The organism is uncultured Flavonifractor sp., assembly GCF_944387675.1.
Taxonomy (GTDB): domain Bacteria; phylum Bacillota; class Clostridia; order Oscillospirales; family Oscillospiraceae; genus Flavonifractor.
Genome location: NZ_CALXFV010000040.1, coordinates 1 through 18,176 on the forward strand (window position 1 = coordinate 1; position 18,176 = coordinate 18,176).

Genomic DNA, 18,176 nt, shown 5'->3' on the forward strand with positions numbered 1-18,176 from the left:
CTTCGCGCCTGCGGGCGCGAACTCTGCGAGGCTTTTTCGACAAGCGGGGCGGCCCTTTCGGGCCGCCCATTGCTTTTCCCCAAAACGCAGAAACACAGGCCCTCCGTGGGGGGCCTGTGTTTCCAAAATTGAAAGAAGAGAGGAAAGAGAGGGGGTGTGGTTTTTGACCACGGTCTTATCCTAAAGCCCGGCTGTGAACCTGTTTTGAACCGGGTGTGAACGAACTGTGAAAAGTACTCCCTTATCCTTCCTGGTCCGCCAGGGTCTGGGCTACCTGGGTCAAATAGTTGTGCTCCAGCTCCTCAATGCGGCCATTGTCGCAGGCGGCGGCCACGGCGGGGTCGATGGGCAGCCGGGCCAGCACCTTCAGGCCCAGCTCCCCGGCCACCTGTTCGATACGGCTCTCCCCGAAGATGGCGTGGCGCTTGCCGCAGTCGGGACACTGAAAATAGGAGTAGTTTTCCACCAGGCCCAGCACGGGAATGTGCATCAGCTCCGCCATCTTGACCGCCTTGGTGACGATCATGCTCACCAGGTCCTGGGGGGAGGTGACCACCACAATGCCGTCCACCGGCAGGGACTGGAACACGGTGAGGGGGACATCGCCGGTTCCGGGGGGCATATCCACAAAGAGGTAGTCCACATCTCCCCAGATCACGTCGGTCCAGAACTGCTTCACCGCCCCGGCGATGACGGGTCCCCGCCATACCACCGGATCGGTCTCGTGCTCAGTGAGCAGGTTGAGGCTCATAATCTCAATGCCGGTGCGGGTCTGGGCGGGATAGATGCCCAGCTCGCTTCCCTCCGCCCGGGTATGCACCCCGAAGGCGGTGGGAATGGAGGGGCCGGTGATGTCGGCGTCCAGCACCCCTACGGATTTGCCCAGCCGGCGCATGGCCACCGCCAGGGAGGAGGTCACCAGGCTCTTGCCTACACCCCCCTTTCCGCTGACCACGGCGATGACCTTGCCCACGTGAGACAGGCCGTTCACCGGCACCCGGAGATCCTGGGGCGCGGTGCGCTCCGCGCAGCTCTCGCCGCAGGTGGAGCAGTTGTGGGTACATTCTGACATGTTGTTTTTCCTTCTTTCCTGTGTGATAAGGCCGGGGCGGACAGGGTCCGGTTACCCATCGGCCCGGATTCAGTAGTGATAGCTGCCCCCGCCGATAAACTCCCGGATCAGGGAGTCGGCCGGCACCAGTTCCGGCTCCACCGGCTCAAAGTGCCGGAAGGACGCCACCAGGTCGTGGAACTCCCGATAGCGGGGGTTCTCCTCCGGCACCTGGTCCACCGCCCGGGCCAGGGCGGCGGCGTAGTTGGAAAATACCGCCGGCTCATAGGGCAGGGAGGAGTCGATGATGATATTGGCCCGGTTTTTGAAGGGGGAGATGTACATTTTCTCCCCACGGCGCACATTATACCACATCATCAGGGTCTCCAGCAAATCCGTTCCCCGGAAATTATAGTCCCGCACCGCCCGTCGGGAAATGCGCATCCAGGTGCCTTTGAAGCGCAGCGTCTCCCCCTCCAGCACGTTGGAGCGGGCGGAGATGTACAGCCCCGTGGCCTCCGGGTGGCGGCCGAAGATGGCGTCGTTAAGGGCGTGGATGCCCTCAAAAATAGCAATCTCGTTTTTGTCCAGCTTCAGGAAGGTACCCCGGCTGTCGTTGCGCATCTGCCGGGCAAACTCGAACTTGGGTACCACCACCCACTCCCCCCGGGAGAGCTTGGTGAAGGTGTCGTCCAGCAAATCCATGTCCAGCAGGGCGGGGGACTCGTAGTCGATATCCCCCTCCGGGGTGCGGGGGGCGGTTTTCCGGTTGAGGGTTTTGAAGTAATTGTCCATGGAGACGGTATGGCTGTTTACCCCCCGCCGCTCCAGCTCCTGCTCCAGCTTCAGGGCGGTGGTGGTCTTCCCCGAGCCGGAGGGACCGGAGAGCAGCACGATGGGGCTGTCCTTCATCCGGGCCAGAATCTGGTCCACTGCGGCGTTAATGCGGCTTTGATAGGCGGCGTCGCACTCCGCCAGAAAGCCCCTGGGATCGCTCCGCAGGCCGCTGTTGATTGCGCTGAGCTGATAGGACACAGTCATTCCTCCTTGTCTGGCCGGTAGAAACGGACCACCTGCTCCTTCCCGGCGCACAGGCTGTCGATCCGCTCCAGATACTGCTTGGGATACTTGGGATTGGGGATGCGGGCAATGCGACCGGCGGCGGAATCCACCAGCTTGGTCATGCCGCCGCCCCCCAGGGCCAAAATGGTGTGCAGCTCCTCCATCATGCAGATGTTGTACAGGCTCTCCGTCCCCGGTCGGCACCAGCCCACGTTTTCAAAGGAGCCGGACATGTACTTCTGCCGGTACAGGTAGTAGGGGACCTGCCCCGCCTGCCGCAGGGCGGACCAGGCATAGTCCAGCATGGACGCCACCTCTTCTCCCGAGGGGATGCACCCGCCCTCCTCCATCAGCCTTGACCCTTTTTTCAGCGCCAGGGTGTGGACGGTGATGTTTTCCGGCCCCAGCGCCAGCACCTGGTCCAGGGAGGCGCGGAAGCCCTCCGTGCTGTCGGCGGGCAGGCCGGCGATCAGGTCCATGTTGACGCAGCCAATGCCGCTCTCCCGCACCAGGGCGTAGGCGGTGAGAATATCTGCCCCCCGGTGGGCGCGGCCCATGGCGGAGAGAACCTTATCCGACATGCTCTGGGGGTTTACCGACACCCGGGTGCAGCCCCGGCGGGCCAGTACCGCCAGCTTTTCCCGGGTAATGGTATCCGGCCGGCCGGCTTCCACGGTGTACTCGGTGCAGCCGGACAGGTCCATGTGCTGAGCCAGCTCCCCCATCAGCCGGTCCAGCTGGGGGGCGGTGAGGGTGGTGGGGGTGCCGCCGCCGAAATAAACGGTGCGCACCGCCAGCCCCGCCGCCTCCAGGACCCGGCCCGCCGCCTGGATTTCCCGGGAAAGGGCGTCCAGGAAGGGCTCCACCAGCTTCAGGGACTTCCCCACGTCGGCGGAGACGAAGGAGCAGTAGGCGCACCGGGTGGGGCAGAAGGGAATACCCACGTAGAGGGAGACCTCCCGGGGCCTCAGGGACGCCTTTGCCGCCAGGGAGGCCCGGGCGCAGTCCATGGCCAGCGCCCGCCGGAGCGGGGAGACGTGGTAAGTGTCCCGCAGCGCCTTCTCCGCCTGAGCGGGTGCGGCGCCCGCCGCCATGGCCTTGGTGGGAATCTTCACCGGGCGCACCCCGGTGAGGGCGCCCCAGGGAGGCTCATACCCCAGCAGGGCTGTGGCGGCGTCATAGAAGGCCAGCTTCAAAATCTGCTGAAAGGCCCGGTCCCGGGCCACCCCGTCTTCCTCCGGAGGCAGGGGGCAGCGGCGGACCTTCCGGCAGGCCGTCCCCCGCCAGGTCAGCGCCGCGGCGGCGGTGGCCCACTTCTTTCCCAGGCTCAGGGTGAGCACCAGGTGGTCCTCCCCCTCCGCCGGCGGCGCTTCCGGATACTCCGGCCGCTGGTCGGGGAACAGAGTCAAAAGCATTTGCTCCGTGGCGTATTTGTAGTCGTGACAGCGAAAATAGAGTTTCATAGTGATTTCCAGGCCCCCTTTTCGAGGGGGCTGTCAGCTCCGCTGACTGGGGGAGTTACCCCATGGCCTCCTGCATATAGTAGTTGCTCCGCCGCTCGGCCTCCAGGGTGGAGGTCCCCATGTGGCCGGGCAGCACATGGCAGTCCCCGGGCAGGGCGGCCAGCCGCTTCAGGGAGGCCATGATCTCCTGGTAGGACCCGCCGGCAAAATCGGTGCGGCCCATGGAGCCCTGGAACAGGGTGTCCCCGGTGAACAGGGCGTCCTCCACCTTCAGGCACACCCCGCCGGGGGTGTGGCCGGGGGTGTGGAGCACGGAAATGGAGAGATTCCCCAGCTCCAGGGTGTCCCCCTCCTCATAGGGGACGGTGGGGGCGCCGATGGCGGGAAACACCTGGCTGCCCAGCAGCTCGGCATCGGCGGGGTGGAGGTACACCGGCACCTGGGGCAGCGCCTTATGAAGGGCGGCCACGCCGCCGGTGTGGTCAAAGTGGGCATGGGTGAGCAAAATAAGCCGGATCGCCATCCCGTCCGCCCGGGCCTGGTCCAGAATCCGCCCCCCCTCTCCGCCGGGGTCGATGACGGCGGCGGCGTTGGCGGTCTCGTCCTCCAGCAGGTAGCAGTTGGTCCCCAGCTCCCCCACGTGCATGATCTTGATTTTCATTCCCTTCACCTCGTCACATTACATGGTATCGGTGTCCAGCAAAATGGTCACCGGGCCGTCATTTTGGGAAAAAACCTGCATATCCGCCCCAAACTCCCCGTGCTGGACCTGGAAGCCCCGGCCGGCGCACTCGGCCATGAACTTCTCGTACAGGGGGATGGCGATGTCCGGCTTGGCGGCCCCGGTGAAACCGGGGCGGCGGGACTTGGTGTCGGCGTACAGGGTGAATTGGCTCACCACCAGCAGGCTCCCCCCCACCGCCGCCAGGTTCAGATTCATCTTCTCGTTCTCATCCTCGAAGATGCGCAGGCCGCACACCTTGTCGGCCAGCTTCACCGCCTGGGCCTCGGTATCCGCGGGGGCCACCCCCAGCAGCACCAGAAAGCCCTGGCCGATCTCCCCGTTCACCTTGCCGTCGATGACCACGGAGGCGTTTTTTACTCTGGTTACAACTGCGCGCATAGCTGAAAATTCCTTTCTGTAAGTGGGGTAACGGGCCGTCCCAAGGCCCTCCGCGGCGTTACCGGTATTCCCGGACAAAGCCCCGGGCGAAAATGGGGTCGATATCAAATACCGCCTTGTCCCCGGCGGCACATTTCAGGTCGGTGATGTCCACAATGGTCTCAATGGCGCCGATGCCGCCGATGATCCGGGCCTTCTGGCCGTTGATCCGCACGGTGATCTTCCGCCGGGCCAGCCAGCGGCGGAAGGCGGCCAGCAGGCCGTCGGTGCGGGGCCGCGCCAGGCCGAAGCCGTTCTGGTAGCCCACCGGCAGCACCCCCACCCGGGTGGGCCGGCGCATCACCACCGGCCGGTCGCCCCCTACGCTGTGGCCCTTGGGCAGCCACCGGGTCTCCTCAATGCCCACCTCGCCATAGCCCACCCGGCGCAGGTCATCTCCCCGGCGGCGGCGGCACCGGCCCAGCAGGGCCGAGCCGGCCCGCACCCCGTCCAGCCGGGCCTGGGCGCAGTGGAGCAGGGCGTAGGACCCGGCGGCGTGGACAATGCCCGTCTCAAACCCGGCGGCGTGGATGGCCTCCACCGCCTGGGTGAAATCGGCCAGCTGGCCGTCCAGATCCTTGCCGTTGGGCTTGAGGGTGTGCAGCTGGGTACACAGGCCGGACACCGCCACGTTGGGCAGCCCCCGGTAGACCGAGAGGATCTTCTCCGGCTCCTCCGCCAAAAAGCCGCCGAAGCCCATGCCGGTGTCGATCTGGATATGGGCCTCCGCCACGGTGGAGCGGCCCTCCGCCACGGCGTTGAGGGCCAGGCCGGTATCCACCGATCCCACGGTACACACCACGTTCAAATCCAGCAGCTGGTCCAGCTCCTCCCGGTCGGTGGTGCAGCGGAGCATGAGGATTTCCTCCTCCACAAATCCCGCCTTCCGCAGGGCGGCGGCCTCCGCCACCTCGCTGACGGCAAAGCGGCCGATGCCTTCCGCCCGGAGGGCGCGGGCCAGCTCCACCAGGCCGGCCCCCTGGCCGTCCCCGGTGAGTACGCCGTAGATCACGGCCTCCCCCGCCCGCTCTTTCACCACCGAGATGTTGTGCTTCAGCGCATCCCGCTCGATGACCAGTGTTTTCATCCGTCCGCCGCCTTTCTCCCCTGTGGAATGCCGTTGTCCTCCATTATATACGCTGGCAAAGTTTCCGTCAATGAAAAGGGCTTGCCGCTTGTGTTTTCCGGCGGAAAGTGATATGATTTTATAGTTGAGACCCTATCTTTGGGAGGAACTGCTTTGAATCAACAGACCACAAACATCACCCCCCAGCAGGTGGAGCGGCAGCGGGAATTCTGCCGGATGCTCCAAGAGAGAAACGCCGCCCGCCCCGCCCCGCCCCTGGCCTTTGTGGACACCTACGGCTGCCAGCAGAACGAGGCCGACTCCGAGCGGCTGCGTGGTTACCTGCGGGAGATGGGGTATGCTTTTACCGACAGCGAGGCCCAGGCCGACCTGATCCTTATCAACACCTGCGCCATCCGGGAGCACGCCGAGATGCGGGTGCTGGGCAACGTGGGCGCCCTGGTCCACACCAAGCGGGCCAAGCCCGGCCAGCTCATCTGTGTGTGCGGCTGCATGGCTCAGGAGCCCCACCGGGCGCAGAAAATCAAGGAGAGCTACCGCCAGGTGGATCTGGTGTTCGGACCCCACGCCCTGTGGCGGTTTCCGGAGCTGCTCTACCGCCTGGTCACCCGCCGGGGCCGCATCTTCGACATTGCCGACGAGCCCGGCTCCATTGCCGAGGGCATTCCCGTGGTACGCCAGGACAGGGTGAAGGCCTGGGTGTCCATCATGTACGGCTGCAACAACTTCTGCACCTACTGCATCGTCCCCTACGTCCGGGGACGGGAGCGCTCCCGCCGGCCGGAGGTCATTCTGGAGGAGATCCGGGGTCTGGCGGCGGAGGGGTACCGGGACATCATCCTGCTGGGCCAGAACGTCAACTCCTACGGCAAGGATCTGGACGCTCCCTGTGACTTTGCCGACCTTTTGAAGGCAGCCGCCGACATCCCCGGGGACTTCCTGCTGCGTTTTATGACCAGCCACCCCAAGGACGCCTCCCAGAAGCTTTTCGACACCATGGCCTCCTCCCCCAAGATCGCCCCCTGCTTTCACCTGCCCTTCCAGGCGGGCAGCGACCGGGTGCTGCGCGCCATGAACCGGGTGTACGACCGGGCCGGTTACCTGGACAAGGTGCGCCGGCTGAGAGCGGCCATTCCGGACGTGGTCATCACCTCCGACGTGATCGTGGGATTTCCCGGGGAAAGCGCGGAGGACTTCCAGCAGACCCTGTCCCTGTTGGAGCAGGTGCGCTTTGACGCACTGTTTACCTTTATCTACTCCCCCCGGGTGGGTACCCCCGCCGCCAAGATGGAAGACCCCGTCTCCAAGGAGGAGAAGGCGGCCTGGTTCCAGCAGCTGGTGGAGCGGCAGGACGCCATTTCCGAGGAAAAGCACCGGGCCTATATCGGCAAAACGGTGCGCTGCCTGGTGGACGGACGGGACAGCAAGGGCCTCACCGGGCGCACTCCCGGCAACCGGCTGGTGCGGCTTGCCGGGGAGGACGGCCTCATCGGGCAGTTTGTGGACGTGAAGATTACCGGGGCCAACAAGTGGTCCCTCACCGGGGAGCTGGTGTGACCCCATCCGGCCGCCCAAATGTGGGAGCTGGACCGCTACTATAACTGAGAGATAGAACAGGAGAACCGCCATGCCGTCGGAACTGACCCCCATGATGCGCCAATATCTGAATATGAAGCAGCTCCACCCGGACTGCATTCTGTTTTTCCGGCTGGGGGATTTTTACGAGATGTTCCAGGAGGACGCCAAGCTGGTGTCCAAGGAGCTGGACCTCACCCTCACCACCCGGGACCGGGGCAAGCCGGCGGAGGAGCGCACTCCCATGTGCGGCGTCCCCTACCACTCCGCCGACGCCTATATCGCCCGGCTTATCGCCAAGGGGTATAAAATCGCCATCTGCGAGCAGATGGAGGACCCGGCCACCGCCAAGGGCCTGGTGGACCGGGACATCATCCGCATCATCACCCCCGGCACGGTGATGAATTCCTCCATGCTGGAGGAGGGGAAAAACAACTTCCTCTGCGCCCTCTGCCGGGACGGGGGCGGCACCGGGCTTTGCATCTGCGACGTCTCCACCGGCGAACTCTCCGCTGCCTGCTTTCCCGCCGGGGAGGAGGGAGAGGAGCATCTGTACAACGAGCTGGGCCGCTTCGCCCCCAGGGAGGCCCTGCTGAACCACACCGCCTATGGGGACGCCGCCCTGGTGCGCTTTCTCACCGGCCAGCTGGGCTGCCGGTGCGAAGACGGAGGGGAGGAGCGGTTCCAGGCGGAGGCAGCGGAGGAGACGGCCCGCCGGCAGTTCGCCGCCGGGCTGGACGGCCTTCCCCAGGGGTCGGAGCAGGCGGTGCGGGCGGTGGGCGGCCTTCTGCGCTACCTGTACGAGACCCAGAAGACCGACCTCAGCCACATCACCACCCTGACCTGGCTGGCCGCCGGGCAGTACATGGAACTGGACCTCACCGCCCGGCGCAACCTGGAGCTGACCGAGACCCTCCGCTCCAAGGAGAAAAAGGGGAGCCTGCTGTGGGTGCTGGACAAAACCCGCACCCCCATGGGCCGCCGGCTCATCCGCGCCTGGATGGAGCGGCCCCTTCTCTCCCCCGTGGCCATCGGCAGGCGGCTGGGGGCGGTGGAGGAGCTGGTGAACGACCCCATCCGCCGGGGGGAGCTGACCGCCACCTTGCGGGAGGTCACCGATCTGGAGCGGCTTATCGGCCGTATCGTCTACGGCACCGCCGGGGGGCGGGACCTGGTGTCCCTGGCGGCGGGACTGGGCAGGCTGCCCGCCCTGCGGGCGCTGCTGGCCCCCTCCGCCTCGGCCCTGCTCTCCAGCCTGGCCCGCGCCCTGGACGATCTGCCCCAGCTGCGGGCGCTGATCGCCGCCGCCATGGTGGACGAGCCGCCCTTCTCCGTGCGGGAAGGGGGCTTTATCCGCGCAGGTTACGACGCCGAGGTGGACCGGCTGCGGAGCATTCTCACCAACGGCAAGGACCTGGTGGCGGGGATTGAGGCCAGAGAGAAGGAGAAGACCGGCATCAAGAGCCTGAAGGTGGGCTTCAACAAGGTCTTCGGCTATTACATCGAGGTATCCAAGTCCTACTACGACCAGGTGCCGGAGGACTATATCCGCAAGCAGACCCTGGTCAATTGTGAGCGGTACATCACCCAGGAGCTGAAGGACCTGGAGCACGAGATTCTCTCCGCTCAGGACCGGATCTGCGCCCTGGAGTTCCAGCTCTTCTGCCAGATGCGGGAGCAGGTTGCCGCCCAGGTGGGGGCCATTCAGCGCTCTGCCGCCGCCGCCGCCCAGGTGGATGTGCTCACCTCCTTCGCCCACGTGGCCGCTGAAAACGGCTACTGCCGGCCGGAGGTGGACCAGTCCGACCGGCTGGAAATTGCCGAGGGCCGCCATCCGGTGGTGGAGCAGATGCTCCGCCACAGCCTCTTTGTCCCCAACGACACCCATATGGACGGCGGGGAGAACACGGTGGCCATCATCACCGGCCCCAACATGGCGGGCAAGTCCACCTATATGCGGCAGGTGGCCCTCATCGTCCTCATGGCCCAGATGGGTTCCTTCGTCCCCGCCCGCTCCGCCCGCATCGGAGTGGTGGACCGGGTCTTCACCCGCATCGGGGCCAGCGACGACCTGTCCGCCGGCCAGTCCACCTTTATGGTGGAGATGACCGAGGTGGCGGAGCTTTTGAAAAACGCCACCTCCAGAAGCCTGCTCATTCTGGACGAGATCGGCCGGGGTACCTCCACCTACGACGGCATGGCCATCGCCCGCTCGGTGCTGGAATACTGCGCCGACAAGAAGAAGCTGGGGGCCAAGACCCTGTTTGCCACCCATTATCATGAGATCACCGCCCTGGAGGGGATTATCCCCGGGGTGAAGAACTTCAACATCGCCGCCAAGAAGAAGGGGGACGACATCCTCTTTTTGCGGAAAATTGTCCGGGGAGGCGCCGACCAGAGCTACGGCATCGAGGTGGCCAAACTGGCCGGGGTGCCGGGCAAGGTCATCGCCCGGGCCAGGCAGATCCTCTCCGAGCTGGAGGCCGGCCAGGTCCAGACCGCCCCTCCGCCGGCCCCTCCGGCCTCGGGCCAGGTGTCCCTTGCCGACATGGGGGGGAGCCAGGTCACCCGCCGCCTGCAGCAGGTGGATCTCAACACCCTCACCCCCATCGAGGCCATGAATCTGCTCTTTGAGCTCAAGCAGATGGTATAACGGCAGGGCCATGCGGGCAGCGCCCCGCCCGCGCCCGCCCGTCCAAACGCAAGGAGGAACATGCCATGTTAGACCGGCAGCGCCGCCCCTGGCGGCCCCAGCTGACCCGGGCCGAAATGGGCCGGGGGTGGGTGTTCTTTGCCCTGTACGTCCTCCTGTTTCCCTGGGTGATGGGGTGGGTGCAGCGCTCCTTTGACGGAGAGCTGCCCATTGCCGAGTCCAACGTGGTCTACTACCTCCTCTCCGCCACCCTGGTGTTTCTGGTGTTCTGGACCTTTCTGCGGCACGGCTTCCATCTGCTGCTAGACTGGCTGCCGGAAAACCTGTTTGCCTTCGGCACCGGTCTGGTGGGGTGGGCGGTGCTGGCCTTTCTGGCGGGACTTGTCCCCCTGCCGGTGAAAAACCCCAATCTGCTGAGCTATCCGGAGCAGTTTGCCCTGGCCCCCTTTGCCACAGGCATGATCCTCATCGTCCTCATGCCCCTTGTGGAGGAGCCTTTGTTCCGGGGGCTGCTCTTCGGCACCAGCCGCAAGTACAGCCGGGTGCTGGGTTACCTGCTCTCCGTCTTCCTCTACGCCTTCTACTGCGTGTGGCAGTTTGTCTACGCCTACGGAGTGGTGGACTTCCGCTACCTGCTGCTGTTTGTGGAGTACCTGCCCATGGCACTGGCCCTCACCTGGTGCTACGACAACGGCGGGTCCATCTGGAGTCCCATCGCCCTGCACATGGTCATCAACGCCCTCACTCTGGCGCGCACGGTGGGGGGGTAATTTGCGGCGGGGTCCCATGCCCGCGCCGGTTTCACACTTCCCCTTTTTAGAAAGCAGGTACGTTTATGCCTCACATTCAACAACTGGACCCCCATGTGGCCGACCTGATCGCCGCCGGCGAGGTGGTGGAGCGGCCGGCCAGCGTGGTGAAGGAGCTGATGGAGAACGCCATCGACGCCGGGGCGGACAAGCTGACGGTGGAAATCCAGCACGGGGGCATGGCCCTCATCCGGGTCACCGACAACGGCTGCGGCATTGAAGCGGAGGAGGCCCAGACCGCCTTCCTTCGCCACGCCACCAGCAAGCTGCGCACCGAGTACGACCTGGAGGCCATCGGCACCCTGGGCTTCCGGGGGGAGGCCCTGGCGGCCATAGCCGCCGTCAGCCGGGTGGAGCTGCTCACCCGCACCCGGGAGCGGGAGTTGGGCTGCGCCCTGTCCCTGGAGGGGGGCGTGGTGGTGAGCCGGGAGGAGGCGGGCTGTCCCCCCGGCACTACCCTGGTGGTGAAGGACCTGTTCTACAACACCCCCGCCCGGCTGAAATTCATGAAGAAAGACGCCGCCGAAGGGGCGGCCTGCTTTGCCATGGTGCAGCGGGTGGCCCTCTCCCACCCGGAGGTGGGGGTGAAGTTCCTCCGGGACGGCAGACAGGAGCTGCTTACCCCCGGGGACGGCCAGCTGAAGTCCGCCCTGTACGCCGTGCTGGGCCGGGACCTGGCCCTGGGCTTCACGCCGGTGAAGGGCTCGGGGGAGGAGATGCAGGTCTCCGGCTTTGTCTCCCTGCCCACCTGCTGCCGGGGCAGCCGGGGCTACCAGTACTTTTTTGTCAACGGCCGGTACGTGAAAAGCCGCACCATGATGGCCGCCCTGGAGGAGGCCTACGCCAACCAGAAGATGGTGGGCAAATTCCCCGGCTGCGTCCTTCACCTCACCACCCGCCTCAATTCGGTGGATGTGAACGTTCACCCCACCAAGCAGGAGGTGAAGTTCGGCAGCGACAAGAAGGTGTTTGACGCGGTGTATTACGCCGTGAAATCCACCCTGGAGGCCGACCGCACCCGCCCTTCCGCCGTGGCGGAGGAGCCTCCCCGGCTGGCCCCCAGGGCCGCCCGGGACACGGTGACGGCCAGCCAGACCGCCCTGCCCCTGCGGGATTTTACCGCCTCCGCCCCCACCGGAAAGGAGAAGGTCTTTGTCCGCCCCAAAACGGTCCCCACACCCGCCTCGGGGGCGGATGCCCCCGCCCCTGCCGGAAGGGCGGCCGTCCCTATCCGCCTGGAAAAGGCACCCGCCCCCACCGCGGAAGCGGCTGTCCCCGTTCGCCCGAATGCAGCGCCTGCCCCCGCCCCGGGGGCGGATCTCCCTGTCCCCCCGGAACCGGAGCCCTGGCGTCTGGCTGGGGAGGTGCTGGACACCTACCTTGTGGTGGAGCAGGGGGACAAGGTGCTGCTCATTGACAAACACGCCGCCCATGAGCGGATGAATTTCGACCGGATGAAGGCGGAGGGCTACCAGCCCATGGTCCAGGCCCTGCTCACCCCGGTGGTGTTTACCCCCCCGGCGGAGGAGGGGGCGGCCCTGCTGGCCCACCTGCCCCTGCTGGCCCGCTTTGGGTTTGAGGCGGAGGACTTCGGCGGCGGTACCCTTTTGGTCCGCGCCGCCCCGTCGGATGTGGCGGCGGGGGCCATCCCCGATCTGCTGGCGGAGCTGGGGGAGCGTCTGCTCACCTGCGGCACCGCCGACCCGGAGGCCGCCCGGGACGAGCTGCTTCACACCATGGCCTGCAAGGCGGCCATCAAGGGGGGGCAGCGGAACAGCCAGGCCGAACTGCTGAAGGTGGCCCAGGCGGTGATGGACGGGGACGTGAAATACTGCCCCCACGGCCGGCCGGTGGCCATTGAACTGACCCGCCAGCAGATTGAAAAGCGGTTCGGCCGGGCGTGAACGCCGGAATTCGAGCAAATCCCCGTTTAATTTGGTATATATTGGATGCATCTCAGAGAAAAAAGGAGTGCACCCACATGCAAAAGACACACAACCTGCAAGATCTGTTTCTGCTCCGCGCCCGGCGGGACCGGGTCAACGTAACCCTGTTTCTGATGAACGGCTACCAGCTCAAGGGCCAGATTACGGGCTTTGACGCCTTTGTGGTGGTACTTATGACGGGGGAACGGCAGCAGATCATTTACAAGCACGCCATCTCCACCATTGTCCCCGAGCGGGCCATTCCCCTGGACGGGGAGGGGGAGGGGCGGTAGCGCAGCGCGAAGGAGCGGCCCATGAAGCAAGGTACCCTGAACAGTAAAATCGTGATGCTTCTGCTGCTGGCGGCAGCGGTGGTCTATCTGGCGGTGTCGGCCTGGCAGAGCTTTCGGGACCCCTTTACCACGGCGGCCACCTATTCCTATACGGTGGACGACAGCATGGAGGCCACCGGCTTTCTGGTGCGGGAGGAGCAGGTGCTCACCCAAACCGGCGGCACGGTGGAGCTGCTGCCCCAGGAGGGGGAGAAGGTGGCCAAGGGCGGGACGGTGGCTCTGCTCTACCAGGACGCCTCCGGGCTGGAGCGCAGGCAGCAGCTCCAGCAGCTGGAGCTGGAGAAGGAGCAGCTGGAGTATGCCCTGGAGCGGTCCGACCTGGGGGGCGGGGACTCCGCCCAGCTGAGCCAGCAGGTGCTGGATGCCATCATCAGCCTGCGGGCCTCGGCGGCGTCGGGGGACCTGACCGGGCTGGAGAGCCAGGCCATGAATTTGAAAAGCCTGGTCTACAAGCGGGAATACGCCTACACCGGCACGGGGGACACCGCCCAGGACAGCGCCGCCGGCATCCAGGCGGCCCTGGACGAGGTAAACAACCAGATCTCCGCCCTGTCCGCCCAGGCCTCTCAGAGCACCAGCCGGCTCACCGCCAGCCAGTCCGGGATTTTCTCCGGGTATGTGGACGGGTATGAGAGCCTGCTCACCCCGGAGATGCTGGAGAGCGTCACCCCCGCCCAGCTGGAGCAGCTGGCCCAAAACCGCCCGGCGGAGAACCCCGACGCGGTGGGCAAGCTCATCACCAATTCCACCTGGTACTTTGCCTGCAGCCTGCCGGCGGAAAGCGCAGAGCGGCTGGTGGAGGGGCGGACGGTGACGGTCCGCTTCTCCCGGGACTGGTCCGGGGAGATCACCATGACGGTGTACCGGGTGGGAGAGGCGGAAAACGGCCAGACGGCGGTGGTGCTGTCCACCGACAAATACCTGTCCGACACCACCCTGCTCCGCCGCCAGACGGTGGAGCTGGTGTTCGGTTCGGTCACCGGGGTACGCATTCCCAAGGAGGCCCTCCGGGTGGAGGAACAGACCGTCACCGACGAGGAGACGGGAGAGCAGTCCCAGGTCAACGTCCCCGGGGTGTACGCCCTGGTGGGGGAGCAGGCGGAATTCAAGCCGGTGACCATTCTGCTCCAGGGGGACGGCTATGCCCTGGCGGAGGCCGCGGCCACCGGCCGGAAGGCCCTGCGCTCCGGCGATCTGGTCATTGTGGCGGCGGAGGACCTGTACGACGGCAAGGTGATTTCATAGAAATAGAGCAGCAAACGGGAGGGATTCCACATGTCGCTGGAAGAGAACATCGCCCGGGTGAAGGAGAACATGGTCCGGGCGGCCCGGGCCGCCGGCCGGGACCCGGCGGAGATCACCCTGGTGGCGGCCACCAAGGTGCAGAGATCGGACACCATCCGGCGGGCCATTGCCGCCGGCGTGACGGTGTGCGGGGAGAACCGGGTGCAGGAGATGACCGCCCACCTGGAGGACGACGCCTACGCCGGCGCCGCCCTCCACTTCATCGGCCATTTGCAGACCAACAAGGTGCGCCAGGTGGTGGGCCGGGTGGATCTGATCCAGTCGGTGGGTTCGGAGCACCTGCTGGACGCCATTGAGGCCCAGGCCGCCAAGCTGGATCTGGTGCAGGACATCCTGCTGGAGGTAAACATCGGCGGGGAGCTGTCCAAAAGCGGCGTGGCGCCGGAGGCGGTCAAGCCCCTGGCTCAAAAGGCCATATCCTGCCCCCACCTGCGGCTGCGGGGCCTGATGGCCATTCCCCCCGTTGCCGGCCAGCCCGGGGCGAATCGACCATTTTTTGCAAAAATGTATCAGCTTTATGTTGACATAAGAATGAATTTGGACCATAATGGGACTGTTATAAACTGTCTCTCCATGGGCATGAGCGACGACTATGAGGACGCCGTGAGGGAGGGCGCCACCCTGGTGCGGGTGGGTACCGCCCTGTTCGGCCCGCGGCCGCCCATGAGACAGGGATAAGCTGAAACAGAAAATTCGGGAGGGAAACCGAAATGGGTTTTTTTGACGAACTGAAGCGCCTGGCCCGTCCCTATGAGGACGAGGAAGTGGAGGAGGAGTTTGACGACTTTGAGCCGGTCACCCGCAGCGAGCGGATGGACCGCACCGGCACCGACCGGGCGGAGCGGCGCAGCGCCAAGCTTCAGGACACCAATACCGGCGTCTTTCCTCAGGAGGCGGAGCGGCGGAACAACAAGGTAGTCAATATCCACACCACCACCCAGCTCCAGGTGGTGCTGGTGAAGCCCGAACGGTTTGAGAACGCCAGTGAGATTGCCGACCATCTGCGGGAGAAGCGCACGGTGGTACTCAATCTGGAGTCCACCAACAAGGAGGTGGCCCGCCGGGTGCTGGACTTTTTGGCCGGCGCTGCCTATGTCAACGAGGGCAAGATCAAGAAGGTGGCCATCTCCACCTACATCATCACGCCCTACAACGTGGACATTCTGGGCGATCTCATCGACGAGCTGGAGAACAACGGGCTGTATTTCTAATGGGAGCAGGGGGGAGCAAGTATGCTGACACCGCAGGAAGTTTCTGAGCACGCCTTTGCCAAGGCGTCTTTCGGCGGATACAACATGGCCATGGTGGACGAGTTTCTGGACATCCTGACGGCGGACTACACCACGCTGTACAAGGAGAACGCCACCCTGAAGGCCAAGATGAAGGTGCTGGTGGAGAAGGTGGAGGAGTACCGCTCCACCGAGGACGCTATGCGCAAGGCCCTGCTCACCGCCCAGAAGATGGCGGACGACCTGGTGGCCGAGGCCGAGCAGAAGCGCAACAAGCTGCTGCAAACCGCGGAGGAGGACGCCAAAGCCCGCATCGGCCAGATTCAGCAGGAGATCCGGGACGAGCAGCTGCGCCTGGCCGCGGCCCAGAACGCCACCGCCGCCTATGTGGCCAAGCTGAAGGAGCTTTACCAGCATGAGATGGACTATCTCGGCGGCCTGTCCTCCCTCACCGCCCCGGTGGAGAAGCCCGACCCGGTGGCCTCCGCGGTGAAGGACATTGAGGAGAATGTGGAGCGGCTGGTCCGCCAGGAGGAAACCGCCCGGCCGGAGCAGCCGTCCCAGGCGGAGGAGAGCCAGCCGGAGGGCCAGGGCGGGCTGTACGCCGAGCTGATGGAGCTCAGCCGCAGCGGCGGGGACCAGGCCGGACAGGAGGAGGACGAGGCGGAGGAACCCACCCGCCGCATCGACTTCGACCATTTGCAGTTCGGCAAGGACTACGAAATCCGGTAAATCCCCTTGACAGAACCCCTGCAAACGGGTAAGATACTGGGAGACGTCATTTTGGCGTCTCCCAGTGGATTTTTCATCAGAAAACGCTGTGATGAGGACAAGTACCCATCCCGCCCCTGCACAGAGAGCCGCCGTTTGGTGCAAGGCGGACAGGAGGGCTGGGGAAGATCACCTCGGAGCGGGCCGCCGAACACAGTAAGCGGCCACGGCTGGCCCCGTTACCGGCCATCGAGCGGTCCCGGCCCGTCCGGGACAACGAGAGTGGTACCGCAGAGGTGTGCGCCTTTGTCTCTTGGGAGACAGGGGCGTTTTTATTTGCCCGACCAACAAAACCAGAACAAAAGGAGAACCACCCATGGATTACAACCAGACCGTCCATCTGCCCCAGACCGACTTTCCCATGCGGGCGGGGCTGCCCAAGCGGGAGCCGGACATGCTCCGGGAGATGCAGGACCACGACCTGTACCACAAGATGGTAGCGCGCAACGAGGGCAAGCCCAGCTACGTCCTCCACGACGGCCCCCCCTATGCCAACGGCAACATCCACATCGGCACCGCCCTGAACAAGATCCTCAAGGACATGATCGTGAAGCACCGGAACATGACCGGCCACTACGCCCCCTATGTCCCCGGCTGGGACACCCACGGCCTGCCCATCGAGTCCGCCGTGCTCAAGGACAAGAAGGTACGCCGGGACGAGCTGACCACCGCCCAGTTCCGCACCAAGTGCCGGGAGTACGCCGAGGGCTATATCGCCAAAATGACCGGGCAGTTCCAGCGCCTGGGCGTGCTGGGGGAATGGGAGAACCCCTATATCACCCTGCTGCCCGAGTTTGAGGCCAGGCAGATCGAGGTCTTTGGCAAGATGGCGGAGAAGGGCCTCATCTACAAGGGCATGAAGCCGGTGTACTGGTGTCCCGCCGACCAGACCGCCCTGGCCGAGGCGGAGATCGAGTACGCCGACGACCCCTGCACCACCATCTTTGTGAAATTCCCCGTCCAGGACGACAAGGGCAAGCTGGGCCAGTACGCCGACCTGAAAAAAACCTTCTTCGTGATCTGGACCACCACCCCCTGGACCATCCCCGGCAACTTCGCCATCTGCCTGAACGCGGAGTTTGACTACGTGCTTCTCCAGGTTCCCGGCGGGGACGTATACGTGCTGGCCAAGGACCTGGCCGAGAGCGTGTGCCAGGCTGCCCACATTGACTTCGGGGCCTGCGCCGTGCTGGCCACCCTGAAGGGGTCCGAGTTTGAGCTGATGACCGCCAAGCATCCCCTTTTCGACCGGGAGAGCGTGATTCTCAACGGCGAGCACGTCACCCTGGACGCCGGCTCCGGCTGCGTCCACACCGCCCCCGGCTTCGGCGCCGAGGACTTCCAGATCTGCCAGCAGTACGACAAGGCCGGCCTCACCCACATCGGCGTGCCCGTGCCGGTGAACGCCAAGGGCGTCATGACCGACGAGCGCTACAACGGCCAGTTCTACGCCAAGGGCAACGACATGGTGGTGGAGGACCTGGAGAAGGAAGGCTTCCTGGTGGCCAAGGAGCAGATCACCCACTCCTACCCCCACTGCTGGCGGTGCAAGAACCCCATCATCTACCGGGCCACCGAGCAGTGGTTCTGCTCCGTGGACGCCATCAAGGACGCCGCCGTGAAGGCCTGCGACTCCATCCAGTGGAAGCCTGAGTGGGGCAAGGAGCGGATGATCTCCATGATCTCCGAGCGCTCCGACTGGTGCATCTCCCGCCAGCGGGTGTGGGGCGT

Annotated in this window: 16 protein-coding genes and 1 other annotated feature; of the genes, 10 read left to right on the top strand and 6 right to left on the bottom strand. The window is 65.1% G+C overall.

The genetic code is table 11. The annotated features are described in order from the left end of the window. Positions 1-241 precede the first annotated feature (241 nt). From Q0J74_RS05470 to Q0J74_RS05495, 6 genes are all read right to left on the bottom strand, one after another. Positions 242-1,072: an Mrp/NBP35 family ATP-binding protein gene (locus Q0J74_RS05470; protein ID WP_297211821.1), complete on the bottom strand. Its 831-nt coding sequence runs from the start codon at positions 1,070-1,072 to the stop codon at positions 242-244. A 69-nt stretch (positions 1,073-1,141) separates the two neighbouring features. Next, positions 1,142-2,092 carry a uridine kinase family protein gene (locus Q0J74_RS05475; protein ID WP_297211824.1) on the bottom strand — a complete coding sequence of 317 codons (951 nt, stop codon included), beginning with the start codon at positions 2,090-2,092 and terminating at the stop codon, positions 1,142-1,144. Then, positions 2,089-3,576, bottom strand: coding sequence for a coproporphyrinogen dehydrogenase HemZ (hemZ, locus tag Q0J74_RS05480; protein WP_297211825.1), 1,488 nt, complete (start codon positions 3,574-3,576; stop codon positions 2,089-2,091). The genes Q0J74_RS05475 and hemZ overlap by 4 nt, the downstream gene beginning before the upstream one ends. A 55-nt stretch (positions 3,577-3,631) precedes the next feature. Next, entirely contained in the window at positions 3,632-4,237 is a 606-nt protein-coding gene (locus tag Q0J74_RS05485) for an MBL fold metallo-hydrolase (protein WP_297211828.1), read from the bottom strand. Between the two features lie 18 nt (positions 4,238-4,255). After that, the gene (gene dtd / locus Q0J74_RS05490; RefSeq protein ID WP_297211832.1) at positions 4,256-4,699 is read right to left on the bottom strand and encodes a D-aminoacyl-tRNA deacylase; all 444 of its coding nucleotides are present in this window, start codon (positions 4,697-4,699) and stop codon (positions 4,256-4,258) included. Between the two features lie 58 nt (positions 4,700-4,757). Beyond that, entirely contained in the window at positions 4,758-5,825 is a 1,068-nt protein-coding gene (locus Q0J74_RS05495) for an alanine racemase (RefSeq protein WP_297211835.1), read from the bottom strand. A gap of 153 nt (positions 5,826-5,978) precedes the next feature. Between Q0J74_RS05495 and miaB the strand changes: the two genes are divergently transcribed. The 10 genes from miaB to Q0J74_RS05545 all read left to right on the top strand — a co-directional run. Next, positions 5,979-7,382, top strand: coding sequence for a tRNA (N6-isopentenyl adenosine(37)-C2)-methylthiotransferase MiaB (gene miaB, locus Q0J74_RS05500; protein WP_297211837.1), 1,404 nt, complete (start codon positions 5,979-5,981; stop codon positions 7,380-7,382). 70 nt (positions 7,383-7,452) lie between these two features. After that, positions 7,453-10,053 carry a DNA mismatch repair protein MutS gene (mutS, locus tag Q0J74_RS05505; protein ID WP_297211840.1) on the top strand — a complete coding sequence of 867 codons (2,601 nt, stop codon included), beginning with the start codon at positions 7,453-7,455 and terminating at the stop codon, positions 10,051-10,053. Positions 10,054-10,118: 65 nt separating this feature from the next. Beyond that, a complete protein-coding gene (locus Q0J74_RS05510; protein WP_297211842.1) occupies positions 10,119-10,823 on the top strand; it encodes a CPBP family intramembrane glutamic endopeptidase in 705 nt (234 codons plus the stop codon). A gap of 65 nt (positions 10,824-10,888) precedes the next feature. Beyond that, positions 10,889-12,766: a DNA mismatch repair endonuclease MutL gene (mutL, locus tag Q0J74_RS05515; RefSeq protein WP_297211844.1), complete on the top strand. Its 1,878-nt coding sequence runs from the start codon at positions 10,889-10,891 to the stop codon at positions 12,764-12,766. Positions 12,767-12,843: 77 nt separating this feature from the next. Then, on the top strand, positions 12,844-13,080 hold the full coding sequence (hfq, locus tag Q0J74_RS05520) for an RNA chaperone Hfq (protein ID WP_297211847.1): 237 nt from the start codon (positions 12,844-12,846) through the stop codon (positions 13,078-13,080). Between the two features lie 21 nt (positions 13,081-13,101). Next, the gene (locus tag Q0J74_RS05525) at positions 13,102-14,385 is read left to right on the top strand and encodes an HlyD family efflux transporter periplasmic adaptor subunit (RefSeq protein WP_297211849.1); all 1,284 of its coding nucleotides are present in this window, start codon (positions 13,102-13,104) and stop codon (positions 14,383-14,385) included. A 30-nt stretch (positions 14,386-14,415) separates the two neighbouring features. Then, positions 14,416-15,123, top strand: a complete 708-nt coding sequence (locus Q0J74_RS05530) for a YggS family pyridoxal phosphate-dependent enzyme (protein ID WP_297211852.1) — start codon at positions 14,416-14,418, stop codon at positions 15,121-15,123. A 32-nt stretch (positions 15,124-15,155) separates the two neighbouring features. Then, complete coding sequence (locus Q0J74_RS05535; RefSeq protein ID WP_297211855.1) at positions 15,156-15,656, top strand: cell division protein SepF; 501 nt, start codon at positions 15,156-15,158, stop codon at positions 15,654-15,656. Positions 15,657-15,677: 21 nt separating this feature from the next. After that, complete coding sequence (locus tag Q0J74_RS05540; RefSeq protein ID WP_297211857.1) at positions 15,678-16,406, top strand: DivIVA domain-containing protein; 729 nt, start codon at positions 15,678-15,680, stop codon at positions 16,404-16,406. A gap of 79 nt (positions 16,407-16,485) precedes the next feature. Continuing rightward, positions 16,486-16,702 (top strand) — a binding site (T-box leader). 59 nt (positions 16,703-16,761) lie between these two features. Then, positions 16,762-18,176 (top strand): isoleucine--tRNA ligase (locus Q0J74_RS05545; RefSeq protein WP_297211861.1); only part of this gene is annotated, 1,415 nt, incomplete at its 3' end.

Bases quoted from the DNA above. Each gene is read 5' to 3' on its own strand.
- Q0J74_RS05470 (WP_297211821.1), bottom strand. From the start codon at position 1,072: ATGTCAGAATGTACCCACAACTGCTCCACCTGCGGCGAGAGCTGCGCG.
- Q0J74_RS05475 (WP_297211824.1), bottom strand. From the start codon at position 2,092: ATGACTGTGTCCTATCAGCTCAGCGCAATCAACAGCGGCCTGCGGAGC.
- hemZ (WP_297211825.1), bottom strand. From the start codon at position 3,576: ATGAAACTCTATTTTCGCTGTCACGACTACAAATACGCCACGGAGCAA.
- Q0J74_RS05485 (WP_297211828.1), bottom strand. From the start codon at position 4,237: ATGAAAATCAAGATCATGCACGTGGGGGAGCTGGGGACCAACTGCTAC.
- dtd (WP_297211832.1), bottom strand. From the start codon at position 4,699: ATGCGCGCAGTTGTAACCAGAGTAAAAAACGCCTCCGTGGTCATCGAC.
- Q0J74_RS05495 (WP_297211835.1), bottom strand. From the start codon at position 5,825: ATGAAAACACTGGTCATCGAGCGGGATGCGCTGAAGCACAACATCTCG.
- mutS (WP_297211840.1), top strand. From the start codon at position 7,453: ATGCCGTCGGAACTGACCCCCATGATGCGCCAATATCTGAATATGAAG.
- Q0J74_RS05510 (WP_297211842.1), top strand. From the start codon at position 10,119: ATGTTAGACCGGCAGCGCCGCCCCTGGCGGCCCCAGCTGACCCGGGCC.
- mutL (WP_297211844.1), top strand. From the start codon at position 10,889: ATGCCTCACATTCAACAACTGGACCCCCATGTGGCCGACCTGATCGCC.
- hfq (WP_297211847.1), top strand. From the start codon at position 12,844: ATGCAAAAGACACACAACCTGCAAGATCTGTTTCTGCTCCGCGCCCGG.
- Q0J74_RS05525 (WP_297211849.1), top strand. From the start codon at position 13,102: ATGAAGCAAGGTACCCTGAACAGTAAAATCGTGATGCTTCTGCTGCTG.
- Q0J74_RS05530 (WP_297211852.1), top strand. From the start codon at position 14,416: ATGTCGCTGGAAGAGAACATCGCCCGGGTGAAGGAGAACATGGTCCGG.
- Q0J74_RS05535 (WP_297211855.1), top strand. From the start codon at position 15,156: ATGGGTTTTTTTGACGAACTGAAGCGCCTGGCCCGTCCCTATGAGGAC.
- Q0J74_RS05540 (WP_297211857.1), top strand. From the start codon at position 15,678: ATGCTGACACCGCAGGAAGTTTCTGAGCACGCCTTTGCCAAGGCGTCT.